This window comes from Hydrogenimonas sp. (assembly GCF_029933015.1).
Classification (GTDB): domain Bacteria; phylum Campylobacterota; class Campylobacteria; order Campylobacterales; family Hydrogenimonadaceae; genus Hydrogenimonas.
The window spans coordinates 1-18,420 of sequence record NZ_JAOZOZ010000020.1; the positions used below are offsets into that span (position 1 = coordinate 1).

Genomic DNA, 18,420 nt, shown 5'->3' on the forward strand with positions numbered 1-18,420 from the left:
CATCACGATCCAGACACTCCAGCAGGAGTCCAACGACATCCAGGCCAACTCCGAAGAGATCACCCGTATCGCCACCAATTCACAAGAAGACGTCCACGCCTTCGAACATACGCTGCAGACATTCGCCCAGACCGCGGATGTCTCCGCGAAACAGGCCAAGTATATCCACGATTCTCTTTTCGGAAGCCTCGTGAAGGTCGACCACATCATCTTCAAATCGAAAGCCTACACGACCGTTCTGAACGAACGGGAGGAGCTGGTCGACGAGTTCACCGACCACCACAACTGCCGCATGGGCAAATGGTACTACGAAGGAAAGGGCAAAGAGCTTTTCAGCCACACCAAAACCTACCGGGCTCTCGAAGAGCCCCATGCGCTCGTTCACGAAATGGTCCTGAAAACGATACCGTGTGCGAAATCCCACAACTGTCTGACACCGGAAAACAGAGAGAAGATCGTTCAGAACTTCACACGGATGGAGGAGGCGAGCCAAAGCCTCTTCAAGATGATCCGAAATATGGTCCGGGAGGCCAATCCGGAGGCGGGTATCGAGGTCTGACGGCCTCTACGGTCTGCGTTGCTTCATCGCCGCCATCGTGGCGAAATTGGCCCACTGGAAGAGCGTATCGACCGTATCGAATCCCGCCTCTTTCAGCATCGCCCTGTTCTCCTCGATCGTGTAGGGGATCAGGACGTTTTCGAGGGCTTCTCTCTTGCGCATGATCTCCGTCTCGCTGTACCCCTGTCTTTTTTTGTAGTCGTAGTAGATATCGATGATCTGCTTGTCGAGCCATTTGTTCTCCATCAGTATCTTTTCGCTGCAGATGAAGAGCCCCTCCTCTTTGAGGGAGTCGCAGATCCTGGCCACCGCCTTGTGCCTGACGACGGGGCGGATGAACTGGAGGGTATAGTTGGAGACGATGATGTCGGCGGGTCCGAAATCGTATCTCATCAGATCCTCGCAGACGAAGGTGACGTCGGCTTCCATCGCCTGCGCCTTTTTTCTGGCCAGTTCGATCATCGCGGGGGCGTTGTCGATCCCGATGAACTCGGCATCCACACCGCTCCGCTTCGCCAGTTCGATCAGCAGCGCACCGGTGGATGATCCCAGGTCGACGATGCGCATCCCCGGCTCGATGCGCCGGAGGATCAGTTTGGCGATCAGCTCCATGTTTTCCCGATAGAAAGGTACCGAGCGCTCGATCATGTCGTCGAACACGGCGGCCACACGGTCGTCGAATTCGAACCGTTTCTCGATCGGCTCTTCGAAGAGTCTGTCTTTAGAGGCCATCTCTCGTCTCCCTCTCATCCACCTGCGCCATCTCGATATCTTTGACGATCTGCCGCTTCAACGCCTCGAAACTCTCGAATTTCCGATTGTCGCGCAGCTTCGCGTACCAGCGTATCCCCGCTTCCTGAATCCTCCTGCCGTGAAGGTCCTCGCCGATCACATGGCTCTCCACGGCGAAATTTCCGTCGGCGGTGTGTCGGTGCCCGACGAACGTGACCGAGGGAAACCAGACGCCATCGACACAGGTTTCGCTCCTGTAGACACCGGCTCCGGGGAGCAGGAAACGGCCCGTATCGAGATTGATCGTGGGCACCAGGGAGGCTTTGCCGATCCCCTGCCCTGCGATCACATCGCCCCATACCGTGTAGGGATGACCGAGCATGGCGTTGGCACGGGGGATTTCGCACCGGCGTATAAGGTCCCGGATGAAACGGGAGTGGACAGGCTCGCCCTCCAGCGTCACCTCCGGCACCACCGTCACCTCTTCGCCAAAAAGCCTCCGGAGATCTTTCGTGTCGGCGCTTCGTCCCGCACCGAAAGCGAAATCCTCTCCGACGACGATGTTGCGAAGCTTCGGAAAGTCCGCGCGCAGTTTCGCGACGAAATCTTCGGCCGCAAGATCTCTGATCTTTTCGAAGTCGTAGAAAAAGAGGGGGTAACGGGTGAAATCGGCCCGGTAGATCCCCGGTGTCAGCGTCGCACGGAAGTGTTCGATCACGACGATGCCGCCATCTCCTCCGAGTCTGGAAAAGAGGGCCTGGTGGCCTCTGTGCATCCCGTCGAAATTGCCGATGGCGACGGCCTCAACGGTTGATGAAACAGTAGAACCACTCATGGTTCCCCTCCTTTCCCGGCAGCTGCGACACCTCTTTGACCATCAGCCTCCACCCCAGAGCGGCCGCCTCCTCCTCGAACCTCCTCTGGGCTTCGCGGATCGCTTTCTCGTCGGTGACGACGCCGTGCCGGTCACGTTTGGCCTCCCTGCCCACCTCGAACTGCGGCTTGAAGAGCAGGATCAGCACCCCGTCGGTGAGACGGTCGAGATCCTTCATGATGTGATGAAGAGAGATGAAGGAGACGTCGCACGTGGTCACGTCGAAAGGCCCGGCGTTTTGGAAGGTCCGAATGTCGGTCTCTTCCACGCTCGTGACTCTCTCGTCGTTTTTCACGGAAGGATGCAGCTGCGAGCGCCCCACATCCAGCGCCGTCACCTCCGCGGCCCCCCTCTCCAGCAGGATCTGCGTGAAACCCCCGGTACTGGCACCCACGTCCAGACACCGTTTCCCTTCGACGGCGACGGGGTGGGTATCGAGAAACCCCTTGAGCTTTCTGGCGGCCCGGCTGACGTAGCGCGTCTCACCCGAGATTTCGATGTTCGCGTCGTCGGGGGTTTTGAAGGAGGGTTTGTCGACCGTCTTTCCGTCCACGGTGACGCCCCCTTCGCGGATCAGCTCCTGCGCCTTCGTGCGGCTTTGGACCAGACCCCGCTTCACCAGCAGCGCATCAAGCCTCACCCGCCAGCTCCCACATCTTCTCTTCGCTCATCAGCTCCACACCCAGCTGCTTCGCCTTGTCGTATTTGCTCCCGGGATCCTCGCCGTAGATGACGAAATCGGTCTTTCTGGATACGGTTCCGGTCACTTTCGCCCCCAGATGTTCGAGCATCGCCTTGATCTCTCCCCGGGGCTTTTTCATCGTTCCGGTGAGAACCACCGTCTTGCCGGTAAAGGGGGATTCGACGATCGTCTCCTTTTCGGGCGGCACGGGACGGATGATTTCCAGAAGCCGTCGGACCTTTTCGCGGTTGACCCGCATGAACTCCAGATAGCTCTCCGCCATCTCCTCGCCGAATCCTTCGATGGCCAGCAGCTGCTCTTTCGTCACATCCATGAAGTCGAGGCCGAAAGTCTGACAGATCTTCCGGCTGGCCACTTCGCCGATGTGCTCGATCCCCAGGCCGTTGACGAAGCGCCAGCACTCGGCGCCCTTGCTTCTTTCGATGGCGTCCAGCAGATTCTTCGCCTTCTTCTCCTTGAAGCCTTCGAGCTTCAGAAGATCCTCCATCGTCAGATGGTAGATGTCTTCGAGCTCCTTCACCAGACCCGCCTCGTAGAGCTGTTCGACGATCTTTTCACCCAGGCCGTCGATATTCATGCACTGTTTGGAGGCGAAATAGATGATCGAGTTGACGACACGGGCGGGGCAGTTGATATTCTGGCACTTGATCAGCTTGCCCTCGTCGAGCAGTTCGCTTCCGCACACCGGACACTTCGTGGGTCGTTCGATCTTCTTCTCTTTGCCGGTACGGTACTGGGTGAGGACCTTGATGATTTTGGGGATCACGTCGCCGCTGCGGATCAGTGTGACCATGTCGCCGATGCGCACGTCCATCTTCTCGATGTAGTCGAAGTTGTTCAGGGTCGCCCGCTCGACGATCACCCCCTCGACCTCCACGGGTTCGAGCACCGCGACGGGCGTGATGACGCCGGTGCGCCCCACCTGCAGCAGCACATCCTTGATGCGTGTCTGCTTCTCGACGGCGGGAAACTTGTAGGCGACCATCCAGCGGGGCGCCTTGACGGTGTAGCCCAGCGCCTCCTGGGCGGCGATGCGGTCGACTTTGACGACCATGCCGTCGAGCATCACATCCAGGCTGTCGCGCATCGATTTGAGCTCGTCGTAGATCGCCTCGATCTCTTCGACACTCTTGCAGACACGGCGCACCGGCGGTTTGCGGAATCCCAGATCGTAGATGTAGGCCATCACCTCGCTCAGATACTCGTAGGGAAGCGAATGGACCCCCACACCCCAGGGCTGGAAGATCAGGTTGCGTCGGGCCGTGATGCGGGGATCGAGCTGCCGCAGGCTTCCGGCGGCGGCGTTGCGGGGGTTCGCGAAGAGAGGCTCGCCCTTTTCGGCGCGCTCGGCGTTGATGCGTTCGAACTCCTGTTTGGTCATCAGCACTTCGCCCCGGATTTCGATGAGATCTTTGTGGTCGATCTCCAGCCGGATCGACTGGATCGTTCGGGCGTTGTTGGTGACATCCTCCCCCTCGACCCCGTCGCCGCGGGTGATCGCCTGCTTCAGCAGACCGTTTTCGTAGATCAGGTTGAGGCTGGCGCCGTCGAATTTGGGCTCGACGTAGTAGCGCTCGTCGGGGAAATTCTTCCGGATACGGGCCATCCACTCTTCGAACTCTTTTTCGTTGAAGACATCCTCCATGCTCCACATCCGGCTCAGATGCTTCGCCTTGGCGAAACCCTCTTTGAGCGGAGCGCCGACACGCTGGGTCGGAGATGTGGGATCGATCTGGTCGGGATGCGCCTTTTCATAGGCCTCCACCTCCCGGTAGAGATTGTCGTAGACTTCGTCGGTGACGAGGGGGTTGTCCTCGATATAGTAGGCGTAGGCCCACTTTTTCAGCGTCTTTACCGCCTCTTTGTACTCTTTTTCGGTGCGTATCATATCTTCTCTCCGCTCTCCGGGGGCGGAAGTACCGGATATTGGGGATTGGTCTGGTTCAGCTCCCGCTGCATCAGGCGCTGCATACGCTTCATCTCTTCGGCCATCTCCTTTTTCATCCGCTCCATGAACTCCTTCATCGCCTCGTTCCAGGCACCACCCTCCTCCATCGAGCGGCGGAGCCTGTCGAACTCCGCCATCCCTTCACGGATCAGATCTTCCACGGCCCGCGTCCCGCAAGCCAGCGCGCTCGTCTGGATCCCCTTTTCGAAACGCTCCGCCGTGACCACTTCGTCCACCTTCCAGCGATTTTCGAGTTTCAGCAGTTCGGTAGGGAAGGTGGCGTTGCACTCCATCCGTCCCAGGCCGTCCACCTTCACGGCGTAGGTCAGGATCGTGGGAACGCTCGCCAGCGCGCCCGTCACGTTCGCCTCTTTCACCTCCACCTTTTCGATCTCTACTGGAACGGGCAGAGAGACTTCGAAACGCCCCCGCACCGTCAAAGCGTCGGCTTCGGCCCTCTTTTTCGCCGCCACGGCTTCCCAGAAAGTTTTGGCGACCTCTTTCGGGCTCTCCGATGCGGCCCAGGCCACGGACCCTGCCGCCAGTACCATCGTGACTATCCACAAAAACTTTTTCACAATACTTCTCCCTTTTCGATCGCTTCGTAGACGGCGATAGCCTGTCTGTGCTCCTTCACGTCGTGACAGCGGACGATCGACGCCCCGCGTCTGAGCGCCTCCAGATGAATCGCCAGCGTCCCGGGTAGACGCTCCTGCACCGGTGTCGGAACGATTTTGTCGATCATCGATTTACGGCTGGCGCCGATCAGTATCTCGCATCCGAACCGTGTGAAGTGCCGCATGTTTTTCAGCAGCGCCAGATTGTGTTCGAGCCTCTTGCCGAAACCGATCCCCACGTCGAGGATCAGATCCTCCCTGGCAAGACCGATCCTTTCGGCCCTTTCGATCCGCTCCTGGAAAAAGCGGTCCACATCGAGAACGACATGGTCGTAGGAGGGGTTTTGCTGCATCGTCTGCGGCGTCCCCTGCATATGCATCAGCACCATCTTCGCCCCGTGGTCTGCGGCCAGTTTTCCGAGGGTTTCGTTACGCAGCCCCGTGATGTCGTTGACGATCGAAAAACCGCACGCCAGAGCGTAGGCCACCACCTCGGGCGTATAGGAGTCGATGCTGAATTCCGCCTCTTTCGCCAACGATTCGGAACGGATCGTATCGAGGATCGGCTTGAGCCTGGCCATCTCCTCCTCGGCCGACACCGGCTCGCTCCCCGGTCGGGAAGAGACGCCGCCGATATCGACGATCCGGGCCCCCTCTTCGATCATCCGCTCTATCGCCTCCACGGCCGCCGATTCACGGTAGCGGCTGCCCGGATAGAAGCTGTCGTCGTTGGCGTTGACGACCCCCATGATGCGCGGTTCGTACCGACGCTCTTTCAAAAACTCCTCCAGCCTCACGGAGAGCTCCTTCAGCCCGAAGGGCTGGATCTTCTCACGTCTCGCCAGCGCCTGAAGCTCTCTTTTGGTCCCCATCAAAACGGCGTCGAAACGCTCCTGCCGGCAGACGACGGCGCCCGCCGGAAGCGCCAGATCGGCACCGCTGGCCAGGGCGTCCTGTTTGAGGATGTTGGCGGCACCGGCCTTGAGATCCTTGATGACGAAGAGGTGCGTCTCCATCTTCCTGGCCATGATCTCGCTGCCCGTTTTGTCGCAGCCGAGTCTGTCCAGCACCTCTTTTTTCTCCCGGGGGGTATCGATGCGGTAGATTTTCACCTTTTTCTCTCCAGCAGTTTCAGTCCCAGACGTGCCAGCACGAAATGGGGCGGCGACCCCATATCCAGCAGACGGACACTTTCGGAAAAGGTACGCAGCAGCTCCTCGTCGAGCCTGTAGCGTCCGCTTATCATCGCCTCCCTGGAGAGGGTTTCGACAAGGGTTCTGGCCTTTTTGGCGTCGATGCGCCTGTTCTGCTGCAATAGATCGAAGAGGCGGGCCAGATCGAAACGTTCCAGATCGACACCGCTGACCTCTTCGCCTCCGCTCTCCATCCGGTTCTCGATGGGAAGGCGCGATCGGACGGTGGGCAGCAGCCCCGATTTGGAGGGGGTCACCAGAACGAAGTGGGTTTTCGGAGGGGGTTCTTCGATGATTTTGAGGAGTTTGTTCTGGGCGATGGGCGTGAAGCGTTTCGCCGCCAGGAGGATGATCTTCTCGCTTTCACTGGTCAGTGACGCCCGCTCCACCGCCTCTTTGGCATGCTCGATCAGAAAATCGTCCGCTTCGATCCGATGGAAGAGCGCACCGGGAAACTCCCCCCGCAGCGTTTCGTAGATTTCGTCGAAACGGTCCGAAAGAACGATTTTCGAAATCGGCGAAGCCATCTCATCCACCCGTGTCGACTTGGGCGAAAAGGGCGGCACTGAGAGTTTTGTCGAAGAGGCGGAAAAGCTGCAGCAGTTTGATGTCGATCATTTCGTCGTAGGAGCGAAGCGTGAAGCTGTTGGTCATCTCCTCGTCCATGACCCACAGCAGCGACTCGTCGTTTCGAAAGGCGATGCGCGCCCTGGGATGGTCCGCCTTGCCGATATACCAGAAAAAGGAGCCCTGGGGATAGGAGAGCGAAAGCATATCGAAGAGCAGATCGATATCCTGATCGGTCCGGATCGTGTCGACATAGGGATAGACCGCTTCGAAGGAGAAGAAAGGCAGCAGCGGACGGCTCATCCCCGGACGGTTGATCCGGCGGACGATATACTCCTCGAACCAGCGGTTCTGCTCGTCCGTGAGGATGATGACACTCTGCCCCTCCAGAATTTTGGTGATGGCGCTGCCGACGATCGGCGCCCAGTCGTAGCGCCGCTCTTCGAGCCAGCTCATCATCGTATCGTCGCCGCGAATCGTCTCGAGGGTCCAGGTCAAAAGATCTTTCAAAGGGGTGCTCCTTTGAAAGATCGGGAACGGGGAACGGGGAACGGGGAACGGAATTTTTCACAAACGGCCCTCATCTTTTTTTTCCGTTCACTGTTCACCATTCCCCGTTCACCCATTTCACTTGTCCAGTTCGTACGCCTCGTGCAGAGCGCGGACGGCCAGTTCGGCGTATTTCTCGTCGATGATCATCGAAATCTTGATTTCGCTGGTGCTGATCATCTCGATGTTGATGTTCTCTTTGGCCATCGTCGTGAAGGCTTTGGCCGCGACGCCGCTGTGGCTCTTCATGCCCACACCGACGATGGAGACTTTCGCCACATCCTCTTTGTATTCGATGTCGCCGATACTGTTTTCGAACTTTTTCAGTGCGCGTCTGACATGCTCGATCTCGCTCTGGGGCACGGTGAAATCGATCTCGGTCTTTCCGTCGGCGCCGATGGTCTGGACGATCATGTCGACATTGATGTTCTCCTCCGCCAGGGCATTGAAGATTTCGGAGGCGATACCCGGCCGGTCTTCGACCCCCTTGAGGCTGACGCGGGACTGGTTCTTGTCCAGAGCGATACCGCTGACGAGTGGTTTTTCCATGATGTTCTCTTCCTTTGTGATCAATGTTCCGGGATTGTCGTTGAAACTGCAGCGCGTGACGAGGTTGACACCCATCTTCTTGGCCAGTTCGACGGAGCGGTTCTGGAGCACTTTCGCACCCAGTGAGGCGAGCTCGAGCATCTCGTCGTAACTGATCATATCCATCTTTTTCGCTTTGGGTTCGATGCGGGGATCGGTCGTGTAGACGCCGTCGACATCGGTGTAGATCTCGCACAGATCCGCCTTCATCGCGCCGGCGATCGCCACGGCGGTCAGGTCGCTGCCGCCTCGCCCCAGGGTCGTGACACGGCCGTCGGGATTGATCCCCTGGAAACCGGCCACGACGACGATCCTGCCTGCGGCCACCGCTTCGCCCATCGGTTTGGGGTCGATATGCTCGATGCGTGCCGCCGTATGGGTCTTGTCGGTGACGATACCCGCCTGACGGCCCGTCATGGCTACGGCGGGATACCCCATCTCGTTGAGAGCGATGCTCAGCAGCGCGCTGGTGACCCTCTCGCCGGAGCTCAACAGCAGATCCATCGCCTCCCGATCCGGCGTTTTCGAAAAGAAGTGGGCATACTCGATCAGCTTGTTGGTCTCCCCGCTCATGGCGGAGACGACGACGATGACGTCGTGCCCTTCGTCACGGGTTTTGGCCACCCGTTTCGCGACGTTGGCGATGCGGTCCAGGTCTCCGACACTGGTACCACCGAACTTTTGAACAACTAACATTACAGGTAACCCTTTTTTCTGAAATACTCCAGCACCTTCTTGTAGATGGGGCGCTTGAAATAGGTGATATAGTCGAAAATCTTCCCGTACGGAACGAAAGTGTACTGGACGAATTCGGGCACTTCCGTCTCCAGATTGATCTTCGCTCCCGGCTTGAGCCGGACAAGAAAATATTTCTGCCGCTGCCCGTCGAAGGGGTACATCTTTTTCGCGATCATCTCGGGAAAATCGTAGCTGACCCATTCGGGAAACTCCGCCACGATCTCCACCTCGTCGGTACCGATCTCCTCTTTCAGCTCTCGAAAAAGCGCTTCTCTCGGACTCTCTCCCTCGTCGATACCGCCCTGGGGAAACTGCCAGGCGTCCTTGACATCGCTTCTGGAGGCGATGAAAAACTCCACCTTTTCCGGATACTTTGATGAGAGAATGATCGCGGCGACATTGGGTCGGTATTTTTTCGTTTTCTTCTCTTTTCGATCATTCATTCAGATTGCTTTACAGACGTACACTGAAGGTACGTAAAATTTTTGATATGATTGTATTAAAAACTCATTTAAGGGCGACTGAGAATTTGAAACAGACCCATCTTTTATATCTGCATATCCCCTTTTGCGACAGCAAATGCCACTACTGCAGCTTCAACTCCTACGTGGACCGGTTCGAATTGAGAGAAAGCTACATGAAAGCGCTGGCAAAGCAGCTGCGCCACGACCTGGAGCGGCTGGAGGGCGGTGAGGGGTCGATCGAAACCCTCTTCATCGGCGGCGGCACTCCCTCGACGATAGAGCCCGCACTCTACGAACCGATCTTTTCGGTTCTGAAGCCGTGGCTGGCCGAAAACGCGGAGATCACGACGGAAGCGAATCCCAACAGCGCCACGGCGTCGTGGCTGAGAGGGATGCGGGCACTGGGGGTCAACCGCATCAGTTTCGGCGTACAGAGTTTTTTCGACGACAAGCTGAAGCTGCTGGGGCGTGCCCACCGCGCGGACGACGCCGTGGAGGCGGTCCTGAACGCCGCCGAAGAGGGTTTCGAACACATTTCGATCGATCTGATCTATGCCACCTGTCTGGATACGCCCGGACGGATCGAAAAGGAGATCGCACAGGCCCTCTCTCTTCCCATCGACCACCTCAGCGCCTACGAACTGACGATCGAAGAGGGGACCCCCTTTCAAAAGAGTCCCGAAGTACGCAGGGAATCCCTGGAACAGGCGCATATCCTCCGCGACACACTCGTTTCCCACGGATGGCGACACTACGAAATCTCCAACTTCGGCCTCGACATCTGCCGGCACAACTACGGCTACTGGGAATACAAACCCTACCTGGGCGTCGGCTGCGGCGCGGTGGGGCGCATCGGCGACGAGCGGCTCTACCCCCACACCGATCCGAAGCGCTATATCGACGACCCGTTTTTCAAAAGAGTGGAGAGACTCCGTCCGGAAGAGATGCACGAGGAGAAGATCTTTCTGGGACTCAGAAGTTCGGTGGGAATCGACGCAAAGATGCTGACGGAGGCGGAAAAGGCAAGATGCGAACTGCTGGTAAAAGAGGAGAAAGTGACGTTCAGGGATGGACGATATTTCAACAACGACTACCTGCTCAGCGATGAAATCGCCCTTTTTATCCTGGGCTAATCACTTTTTTGATAGACTTGACCACTTTAAAAGAGCACCTCAAAAACAGATGAAGGACATGCGATGTTTGGCATGGGACTGAGCGAAATATTTTTTATCGTCGTGATCGCCATTCTCTTTCTTGGCCCCGACAAACTTCCCGACGCGATGGTACAGATCGCCAAATTTTTCCGGAGTATCAAACGGACCGTCAACGACGCGAAAACCTCCCTCGAAGAGGAGCTGAAGATCAGCGAACTCAAAGAGGAGGCCCTCAAATACAAAAAACAGCTCGACCAGGCGACCCACCAGCTCGAAAAGGTCACGACGGCGGACCTGACGACACTTGAGGAGCTGACCGAAACGGTCGAGGATGTCAAAAAGGCCGAAAACAGGCTCGAAGAGGAGGCCGAGGAGCTCAAGGAGAAGGTCGAGCCCAAACGCGAAACGGTGACCTTCCCGAAGAAAAACCGCCGCAGCCACTCCGTCTACGCGCCGCCGGCCGAGGAGCCGACGAACCCTGAAGAAAACCCCAAAGGAAAGGACGCCGATGTTTGAGGATCTCAAACCCCATATCGCGGAACTCAGAAAACGGCTCGCCTACTCCATCGGCGCGTTGATCGTCTGTTTCTTCGTCGCTTTCTATTTCTACGAGCCGATCCTCGAGTGGATGACACAGCCTCTCAAAGAGGTATTGCCCGACACTTCGATGATGATCGCCACGGGCGTTCCGGAAGTCTTCTTCACGGCGGTCAAGGTTTCGCTCTTTGCCGGTTTTCTGATGGCTTTGCCCTTCATTCTCTACCAGTTCTGGCTCTTCATCGCGCCGGGACTCTACGAGCACGAAAAGAAGTATATCTGGCCCTTCGTCTTCTTCGCGTCGGGCATGTTTTTCCTCGGCGCGGCCTTCGCCTACTACGTCGTCGTCCCCTACGGCTTCGCCTTTCTGGTCAACTTCGCCGAGCAGATCGTCACCGTCGCGCCCAAGATCAACGAATATGTCGGCTTTTTCACGAAGATCATGGTCGGTTTCGGCATCGCCTTCGAACTGCCGGTATTGACATTCTTCCTGGCGCTTCTGGGACTCGTCGACGATCAGACACTCAAAAGCTTTTTCAAATACGCGATCATTCTGATCTTCGTACTCGCCGCGCTGCTGACGCCTCCGGACGTCGTCACCCAGCTGCTGATGGCGATCCCGCTGATTCTGCTCTATGGCGTCTCGATACTCATCGCCAAAATGGTCAATCCCTACAAACCGCCCGAAGAACCCGATGAAGAGGATGCAGAAACTGACTGAAAAGAGCGTTCCGGAACCTCTGGCGACCGATAGTTACGACTATCGGCTTCCCCCCGAGCTCATAGCGAAGGAGCCGGCACACCCCAAAGACAGCTCCCGGCTCCTCGTCGTCGACAGGAAAAGCGGCACGATCACCCATGCGGTTTTTCGCGACATCCTCTCTTTCATTCCCAAAAAATGCGCCATCATCTACAACGACACCAAAGTGATCAAGGCACGGCTCTTCGGCAAAAAAGAGAGCGGCGGCAAAGTGGAACTGCTGATCAACAGGCAGCTGGATGCCGAACGCTACAACGTCCTGATACGCGGAAAGGTCAAGCCCGGCAGCGAGCTGCTCTTCGACGGGGGGCTTAAGGCGGAAGTCCTCGAGCTTTGCAGTGACGGCAGCCGCATCGTCCGGTTCAAAAGCGCCGAGGGCACCGTGCTGGATTTCGAAGCGCTTCTGCACCATCTCGAGGAGATCGGCCATGTCCCCCTTCCGCCCTATATGCAAAGAGAGGACAGAGAGGAGGACGCGAAACTCTACCAGCCGGTTTTCGCCAGACACGAGGGGGCCGTCGCGGCACCGACGGCATCTTTGCACTTCACCGAAGAGCTATTTAACAAAATGCGCAAAAGTTTCGATATATACCCCATAACATTGCACGTGGGTGCCGGAACGTTCAAACCCGTCGAAGCGGAAACGATAACGGACCATCCCATGCACAGCGAATATTACGAAATTCCGGAAGAGACGCGGAAAGTCATCGATTCCGACCGGGAAATCCTCGCCATCGGGACAACGGTGACACGGACGATCGAGTATTATGTCCGTACACGCAAACCGTTCGGCGAATGCGATCTTTTCCTGCATCCGGGAAACCCGCCGAGGCGCGTCGATCACCTGTTGACCAATTTCCACCTGCCGAAGTCGACGCTGATCATGCTGGTGGCTTCGTTTCTCGGACTGGAAAAGACGATGGAAGTCTACCGCTGTGCCATAGAAAAGAGATACAGATTTTACAGCTATGGCGACGCCATGCTGATTTTATAGGGATGGAAAGGAGAAGATGATGCCGGAGGAGTTTTGGATCAAGATCACCGCTATCATATTCATCGCGGCGGGTCTGCTGCTGACGTTCGTCCGGGAACTTCGTAAACCGAAGCGCGATCCCAACGACAATCCCGACACCAAACGCATGAACGATATATTGAAAGATTGAAATGGCCGTCACCGTCTGTACGTTCAACGTCAACTCCATACGATCGCGTATCGATCTCATCGAGCGCTGGCTCACGGAAAAGAGAGAGGTCGATATCCTCTGTTTTCAGGAGATCAAGTGCGAAGCCGGACAGTTTCCGGCCGACCGTTTCGAAAAGCTCGGCTACGAGTGCGCCGTCAACGGCCAGAAGCGGCTCAACGGCGTGGCGGTCTGCTCGAAACTGCCCATCGAAACGGTCAAAACGGAGTTTGGCAGCGATCTCTTCGACAGAGAGAGACGGCTGATCGAAGTGAAGATAGGAGATACGCTGATTCTCAACTGCTACATTCCCAGAGGCGGACTGGAGGGCGAAGAGCGCCATGCCTACAAAATGGAGTTTTTCGACGCCCTGAGCGAATACACCCGCAGGCTGCTTCAGGATCATGAAAAGGTGATTCTCCTCGGCGATTTCAATGTCGCGCTCGGCGACAACGACGTCTACGATCCGGAGGTTTTCGAAGGAGCCGTGGGCTTTCTGCCCAGCGAAAAGGAGAAGATGGAGGCGCTGCTCTCTACGGGGGTGCACGACTGCTACAGAAAGCTCCATCCCGAAGAGAAGGCCTTCACCTGGTGGGACTACCGGACCGCGGGAATCTGGCGGGACGAAGGGATGCGCATCGACTACATCCTCGCCAGCGAAACGCTCTGCGGCGCGCTCGAATCGGTGGAAGTGGACCTGTGGACCCGGCGACGCCGTTCACCGACTCCCAGCGACCATGCGCCCGTCGTCGCGACATTCGGTCGGATATAGGATGGAAACGTGCTGAAATTTCCAGGCAAAAGGTTAGCGATCAAGCCGGAAAAGAGAGTCTCTTTGATCACGCTTCTCATTCTGCTGCTGACGGCGGCCGCACTGATCGGCATCAGTGCCGTCACGATCCGCCATCTGCAGCTGGGCACCGTCTCAAAGACCCTGGAACAGACTGCGAAAACGGCACGTGACTGTCTCAAACTCCACGGCAGCGGCGAGAACTGGGATACCCTGGAAACCTGTCTAAAGACGCTTCGAGAGGACAGAGATCTCAAATCTCTCTGGATCGCCCGTTCGGAAGCGACCATCGAGGAGTACGGAGAAGAGGGATTTTTGACACGAAAAGCCGACAATGTCGACGAAGAGGTCTTCAAAAAGGGGGAGACCGTAGTCGATCACGGCGACGCCTTTTTCCCATCGAAGCTCCGCCTAGCCGTCCCGTTTCTGGCCTCCTCCATCGAAGATCCCAAATGCATGCGCTGCCACAATGCCGTGGAGGGGGATGTCCTCGGGGTTCTCGATATCGAGTACGACCTGGGCGGTACGATGGCATCCGTTTTCGCTTTTCTCAGAAATATCGTCATCATCGTGCTGCTCTCCATCGTGGCCATCCTCTTTGTCCAGAGATACGCCATCCGTCCCTACAGAAGATTCGTAGAGGAGCTCTCCGCCTCCATCAAGAAAGCGAACGAGGGGGATTTCACCCACACGATATCCACCGATTTCCCCTCGGCCGAAATGCAGCTTTTGGCGGAGAACTACAACAAACTCATCGGTATCTTCCGCGACTCCATCGACTCCATCGTCAAACGGTTCAACCTGCTGATCCGCGACCTGGATATCCAGGCCGGCCATCCGCTGGAGAAGGCTTCCCGCGCCCTGCACATGCTGGCCAACGTCTACCGCTACCGCTACTCGATCGAGAAGGACCCCTCCCTCATCCAGGTCTACAACCACATCATCAACATCGTCCGGGACGTCACCCACGCGGAGCATTTCAGCGTCTACAGCGTCGACAGAAAAGAGCAGATCAAGACACTCATCTACTCCACGGCGGCGACGCTTACCAAAAATCTCGGAGAGAGCGAAGAGCCGATCGCCGAATACATCGAAAACATCGATGTCGACGAAATCACGTTCGAATTTCCCTCGATGTCGCTCACGGGCGAGGACAAGATCTCCTTCTACTACTGTATTCCGGTGGATATCAACGAGTATTCGACCATCATCATCGCCCTCTTCGCCAAAACCAGAGAGGAGATGGACCGCTACAGGGAGTCGGTGCTGGAGCTGCGCTACTATCTCGAAAACGTCAAACCGGTCATCGAGAGCAAGATTCTGACCCAAAAACTCAGAGAGCAGTCGCTCCTCGACGGACTGACGGGACTCTACAACCGAAAATTCCTCGAAGAGTTCATCGACAAGATCGACAACCAGGCCAAACGGAGCCACACCAAATACGCCGTCATGATGATCGACATCGACTTCTTCAAGCATGTCAACGACACCTACGGCCACGACATCGGGGACAAGTTCATCAAACTTCTGGGACTCATCATCCAAGATCACATCCGCGCCTCGGATATCGCGGTCCGCTACGGCGGCGAAGAGTTTCTGGTACTGCTGCACGAAAGTACCAAAGAAGGAGCCGTCAAGGTGGCCGAAACGATCCGGAAGGATTTCTCGAAACGGACGATCTACGCGAAAAAGGACCGCATCAAGAAGACGATCTCCATCGGTATCAGTTTCTATCCGGAGAGTGCGGCGATCTCACTGCGTGAAGCGATCAAATTCGCCGATATCGCCCTCTACCGCGCCAAAGAGAGCGGAAGGAACCAGATCGTCCTCTTCGACGAGGATATGCTCGACTAGAAACTGTCTTATCGGCTTTTGAGCTTGAGAAGATAGCGTTCGAGTATCAGCTGTGCGGCGATCGAATCGAGTTTTCCGTCTTTGCGCTGCCTCGTGACCCCCTTCATCATCTCGGCCGCCTCAAGACTGCTGCCGGACTCGTCGATGTAGGTGATTTTCCCCCCGAAATCGAGCAGAGAGACGAAGTGGCGGATTCTTCTCTCCATCTCCTCGGCGCTGCTGCCTCCTTTGGGCAATCCCACGACGAGATGCTCTATGCCCCACTCTTTCAGAAAGGCGGAGAGATCCCGCGCGGCCTGATCCCTGTTTTTTCGGATGACGGGGTTTTGGGGGATCGCCACCTGCCCATCGAGGCTGATGGCCGTGCCGATACGCCGCAGACCCACGTCGATGGCAGCGATACGCTCTTTTTCGGCCATCTCACACCTCCCTGAAAAACCAGGCGACCGCGAAAAAGAGCGCCATGCTAAGCAGAGGCGCCGCCAGTAGCCCGATCGTCGTCTCGCGCCTGAGCAGGTAGCGTACCACGCCCCATCCGTAGAGCAGAATCGCGGCGATATGCAGGACCATCAGCGGTTTGTAGACGAGCATCGTCCGTGTGAAGGCGACGAAAAAGAAACCGGCCCCTATCATCGCACCGCCCCGAAGCAGTGTCGTCATATCCCTGTCGATCATGTAGGCGCGATAAAGCAGCCACCCGAAAAGCAGCAGCAGCGACGCGGCAAGAATGTAGGCCATTGTCACCTTCCGTAGCGGGAGGTCAGCGACGCTTTGGCGATGGCGTGCTTTTCGATCAGGGCGACGGCTCTGGCGGGAGAGGTGTCCGACGTGACGGGAAGCTTTTCCACATCGAGGGCGTAGACGGTGACGATATAGCGATGGGGGGCGTCACCTTTTGGAGGACAGGCTCCCCCGTAGCCGGGTTTTCGAAAATCGTTGAGAGTCTGGACCGCCCCTGCGGGAAGCCGTTTTCCGGAGGGATCGCCGGCTCCCTTTGGAAGTGTATGCAGATGCACAGGGATGTTGACGACGATCCAGTGCCACCATCCGTGTCCCGTCGGCGCGTCGGGATCGAACATCGTCACGGCGAAACTCTTCGTCCCCTTCGGTTCGCCGTGCCAGAGCAGCTCGGGAGAGATGTTCTTTCCGCCGCAGCGGTATCCGTCATAGACCTGTTCCAAGGAGAGACGATCCGAAAGGTCCGGGCTTTCGAGGGACAATCCCCCCGCCCACAGAAACGTCGCTACTCCCCAAAATGCAATCACCAGACGCAACAATCTCTTCATGATCGCTCCTCGTTTTTTTGCTATTATAGCCGATATAATTACGTAACAGTAACGATTTTAGATCGAAGGAGCGGCATGAAAGCGAAAATTCTGGGATACAAAGAGCTTCTCAAGACACTGGTCGAATACCATATCGCCTTTATCGACAGGCTTTCGAACGAGGGATACGAAAAGATTTTCTCCATTCTTCTGGTACCCTATCCCCAGGGGGACGAAGAGAAGATCAGGGAGCTCGTCTCCCCCCTGCTCAGAGAGAGCGACCGTCTCTTCTATCTGGAAGGCAACCTGATCGCCCTGCTGCCGGGAACCGACTGGAACGGCGCCATGACGGTCCACGAGACGATCACGACGGCACTGGGAATCGAGCCGAAAGAGGAGTGCATCGTGGAGTATCCGACCGACGGGACGAGCGCCTTCGAGCTCATCAGCAATCTCTACTCGAAATACGACGACATCAAAGCGGAATGATCCTTCCATCCTGCACGGCGATCATCCCTTCGAGTTCCGCCTCGAAGACCCTGTCACCGAAACGCTTCACCGCCTCTTCGTAGGTGGGTGAGCCTTTGCAGAAAGCGGTGAAATCGTCCGCTTCTTCACTTTTTTCAGCTCCCGTCGCGAATCTCGAGGCGAACTCCTCGATGTCGTAGATCGCTTCGGCCGCACCCTCTTTCAGCAGATCGGTCGTCCCTTCGCTCTCGCCGAGCCGGTGGGGCAGGACATAGATACTTTTCCCCATTTTCAGCGCATACTCCACGCTTCGCATCGTTCCGCTGCCGCGGTCCGCCTCTCCCACGATCAGCACCTCGCCCAGAGCGACGACCAGCTCGTTGCGTACCACGAAACTCCAGGGCGTGGCCCTAAAATCTGGCTCGAACTGGCTGAGGACCAATCCTCTCTTCTCGATCTCTTCGATCAGCGAGGCGTTGACAGCCGGATAGCGGTGATCGAGACCACATCCCAGCACCGCGATGGTACGCTCCGCCCCCGCACCACGGTGCGCCAGGGCATCCACGCCCATCGCCGCACCGCTGACGACCGTCACACCCCTTTTGGAAAGTGCTGCCGCCAGCTGCTGTACCGCGCTCTTGGTATAGGCGCTGGGGCGTCTGGTCCCCACGATGGAGACTTTTCTGCTTTCCAGCAGTCCGGTCGAACCCCGATAGTAGAGCGTCTCGGGATAGCGTTTCATCGCTTCGAGCTCCGAAATGCGAAAATCGATCGTACCCGTCATCTAGACCACCCACTGCCACAGAAGGTAGGCGGTGACGGAGACGATCGCCACACCGATGAGATCGATGAAAAAGCCCACGGCGGCCATCGTTTTGA

General features: G+C 57.1%; 23 protein-coding genes. 9 read left to right on the forward strand and 14 right to left on the reverse strand.

Annotated features, from left to right (window positions below):
- Positions 1–559: CZB domain-containing protein (locus Q1K23_RS02665; RefSeq protein WP_300362043.1), on the forward strand; the 559-nt coding region annotated here is incomplete at its 5' end.
- Between the two features lie 6 nt (positions 560–565).
- Here Q1K23_RS02665 and cmoA read toward each other — a convergent pair.
- From cmoA to Q1K23_RS02715, 10 genes are all read right to left on the reverse strand, one after another.
- Complete coding sequence (gene cmoA / locus Q1K23_RS02670) at positions 566–1,291, reverse strand: carboxy-S-adenosyl-L-methionine synthase CmoA (protein ID WP_300362045.1); 726 nt, start codon at positions 1,289–1,291, stop codon at positions 566–568.
- Positions 1,281–2,126 (reverse strand): bifunctional riboflavin kinase/FAD synthetase, encoded by an 846-nt coding sequence (locus Q1K23_RS02675; protein WP_300362048.1) that lies wholly within the window; start codon positions 2,124–2,126, stop codon positions 1,281–1,283. Before Q1K23_RS02675 ends, cmoA begins: the two co-directional genes overlap by 11 nt.
- Positions 2,095–2,805: a TlyA family RNA methyltransferase gene (locus Q1K23_RS02680; RefSeq protein ID WP_300362050.1), complete on the reverse strand. Its 711-nt coding sequence runs from the start codon at positions 2,803–2,805 to the stop codon at positions 2,095–2,097. Before Q1K23_RS02680 ends, Q1K23_RS02675 begins: the two co-directional genes overlap by 32 nt.
- Positions 2,795–4,756 (reverse strand): NAD-dependent DNA ligase LigA, encoded by a 1,962-nt coding sequence (gene ligA, locus Q1K23_RS02685; RefSeq protein WP_300362053.1) that lies wholly within the window; start codon positions 4,754–4,756, stop codon positions 2,795–2,797. The genes Q1K23_RS02680 and ligA overlap by 11 nt, the downstream gene beginning before the upstream one ends.
- The gene (locus Q1K23_RS02690; RefSeq protein WP_300362055.1) at positions 4,753–5,394 is read right to left on the reverse strand and encodes a hypothetical protein; all 642 of its coding nucleotides are present in this window, start codon (positions 5,392–5,394) and stop codon (positions 4,753–4,755) included. Before Q1K23_RS02690 ends, ligA begins: the two co-directional genes overlap by 4 nt.
- Positions 5,391–6,545 carry a dihydropteroate synthase gene (gene folP / locus Q1K23_RS02695; protein WP_300362057.1) on the reverse strand — a complete coding sequence of 385 codons (1,155 nt, stop codon included), beginning with the start codon at positions 6,543–6,545 and terminating at the stop codon, positions 5,391–5,393. The genes Q1K23_RS02690 and folP overlap by 4 nt, the downstream gene beginning before the upstream one ends.
- Entirely contained in the window at positions 6,542–7,153 is a 612-nt protein-coding gene (locus Q1K23_RS02700) for a DNA polymerase III subunit delta' (RefSeq protein ID WP_300362059.1), read from the reverse strand. Before Q1K23_RS02700 ends, folP begins: the two co-directional genes overlap by 4 nt.
- Before the next feature lies 1 nt (position 7,154).
- On the reverse strand, positions 7,155–7,703 hold the full coding sequence (locus Q1K23_RS02705; protein ID WP_300362062.1) for a HobA family DNA replication regulator: 549 nt from the start codon (positions 7,701–7,703) through the stop codon (positions 7,155–7,157).
- 117 nt (positions 7,704–7,820) lie between these two features.
- A complete protein-coding gene (locus Q1K23_RS02710) occupies positions 7,821–9,026 on the reverse strand; it encodes an aspartate kinase (RefSeq protein WP_300362064.1) in 1,206 nt (401 codons plus the stop codon).
- Positions 9,026–9,511: an RNA pyrophosphohydrolase gene (locus Q1K23_RS02715; protein WP_300362066.1), complete on the reverse strand. Its 486-nt coding sequence runs from the start codon at positions 9,509–9,511 to the stop codon at positions 9,026–9,028. Before Q1K23_RS02715 ends, Q1K23_RS02710 begins: the two co-directional genes overlap by 1 nt.
- 86 nt (positions 9,512–9,597) lie before the next feature.
- Between Q1K23_RS02715 and hemW the strand changes: the two genes are divergently transcribed.
- The 7 genes from hemW (at position 9,598) to Q1K23_RS02750 (ending at position 15,808) form a co-directional block, all read left to right on the forward strand.
- Positions 9,598–10,665, forward strand: a complete 1,068-nt coding sequence (gene hemW / locus Q1K23_RS02720) for a radical SAM family heme chaperone HemW (protein WP_300362069.1) — start codon at positions 9,598–9,600, stop codon at positions 10,663–10,665.
- Between the two features lie 63 nt (positions 10,666–10,728).
- Positions 10,729–11,202, forward strand: a complete 474-nt coding sequence (gene tatB, locus Q1K23_RS09075; protein WP_366522641.1) for a Sec-independent protein translocase protein TatB — start codon at positions 10,729–10,731, stop codon at positions 11,200–11,202.
- Entirely contained in the window at positions 11,195–11,944 is a 750-nt protein-coding gene (gene tatC, locus Q1K23_RS02730; protein WP_300362072.1) for a twin-arginine translocase subunit TatC, read from the forward strand. Before tatB ends, tatC begins: the two co-directional genes overlap by 8 nt.
- Positions 11,928–12,977, forward strand: coding sequence for a tRNA preQ1(34) S-adenosylmethionine ribosyltransferase-isomerase QueA (queA, locus tag Q1K23_RS02735; RefSeq protein WP_300362073.1), 1,050 nt, complete (start codon positions 11,928–11,930; stop codon positions 12,975–12,977). Before tatC ends, queA begins: the two co-directional genes overlap by 17 nt.
- A gap of 19 nt (positions 12,978–12,996) precedes the next feature.
- The gene (locus Q1K23_RS02740; RefSeq protein WP_300362076.1) at positions 12,997–13,146 is read left to right on the forward strand and encodes a hypothetical protein; all 150 of its coding nucleotides are present in this window, start codon (positions 12,997–12,999) and stop codon (positions 13,144–13,146) included.
- A gap of 1 nt (position 13,147) precedes the next feature.
- A complete protein-coding gene (locus Q1K23_RS02745; protein WP_300362078.1) occupies positions 13,148–13,936 on the forward strand; it encodes an exodeoxyribonuclease III in 789 nt (262 codons plus the stop codon).
- 9 nt (positions 13,937–13,945) lie between these two features.
- Positions 13,946–15,808, forward strand: coding sequence for a GGDEF domain-containing protein (locus Q1K23_RS02750; protein WP_300362081.1), 1,863 nt, complete (start codon positions 13,946–13,948; stop codon positions 15,806–15,808).
- Between the two features lie 8 nt (positions 15,809–15,816).
- Here the strand turns inward: Q1K23_RS02750 and ruvX are convergent, their stop codons facing one another.
- The 3 genes from ruvX to Q1K23_RS02765 are packed head-to-tail and all read right to left on the reverse strand — an operon-like array spanning position 15,817 to position 16,989.
- A complete protein-coding gene (gene ruvX, locus Q1K23_RS02755; RefSeq protein ID WP_300362083.1) occupies positions 15,817–16,227 on the reverse strand; it encodes a Holliday junction resolvase RuvX in 411 nt (136 codons plus the stop codon).
- A gap of 1 nt (position 16,228) precedes the next feature.
- On the reverse strand, positions 16,229–16,546 hold the full coding sequence (locus Q1K23_RS02760; RefSeq protein WP_300362086.1) for a hypothetical protein: 318 nt from the start codon (positions 16,544–16,546) through the stop codon (positions 16,229–16,231).
- 2 nt (positions 16,547–16,548) lie between these two features.
- The gene (locus Q1K23_RS02765) at positions 16,549–16,989 is read right to left on the reverse strand and encodes a YbhB/YbcL family Raf kinase inhibitor-like protein (RefSeq protein WP_300362088.1); all 441 of its coding nucleotides are present in this window, start codon (positions 16,987–16,989) and stop codon (positions 16,549–16,551) included.
- Between the two features lie 180 nt (positions 16,990–17,169).
- Here Q1K23_RS02765 and Q1K23_RS02770 point away from each other — a divergent pair, with 180 nt between their 5' ends.
- Positions 17,170–17,562, forward strand: coding sequence for a hypothetical protein (locus Q1K23_RS02770; protein WP_300362091.1), 393 nt, complete (start codon positions 17,170–17,172; stop codon positions 17,560–17,562).
- Here the strand turns inward: Q1K23_RS02770 and Q1K23_RS02775 are convergent.
- Positions 17,549–18,325: a DNA-processing protein DprA gene (locus Q1K23_RS02775; protein WP_300362092.1), complete on the reverse strand. Its 777-nt coding sequence runs from the start codon at positions 18,323–18,325 to the stop codon at positions 17,549–17,551. The genes Q1K23_RS02770 and Q1K23_RS02775 overlap by 14 nt on opposite strands.
- Between the last annotated feature and the right edge of the window lie 95 nt (positions 18,326–18,420).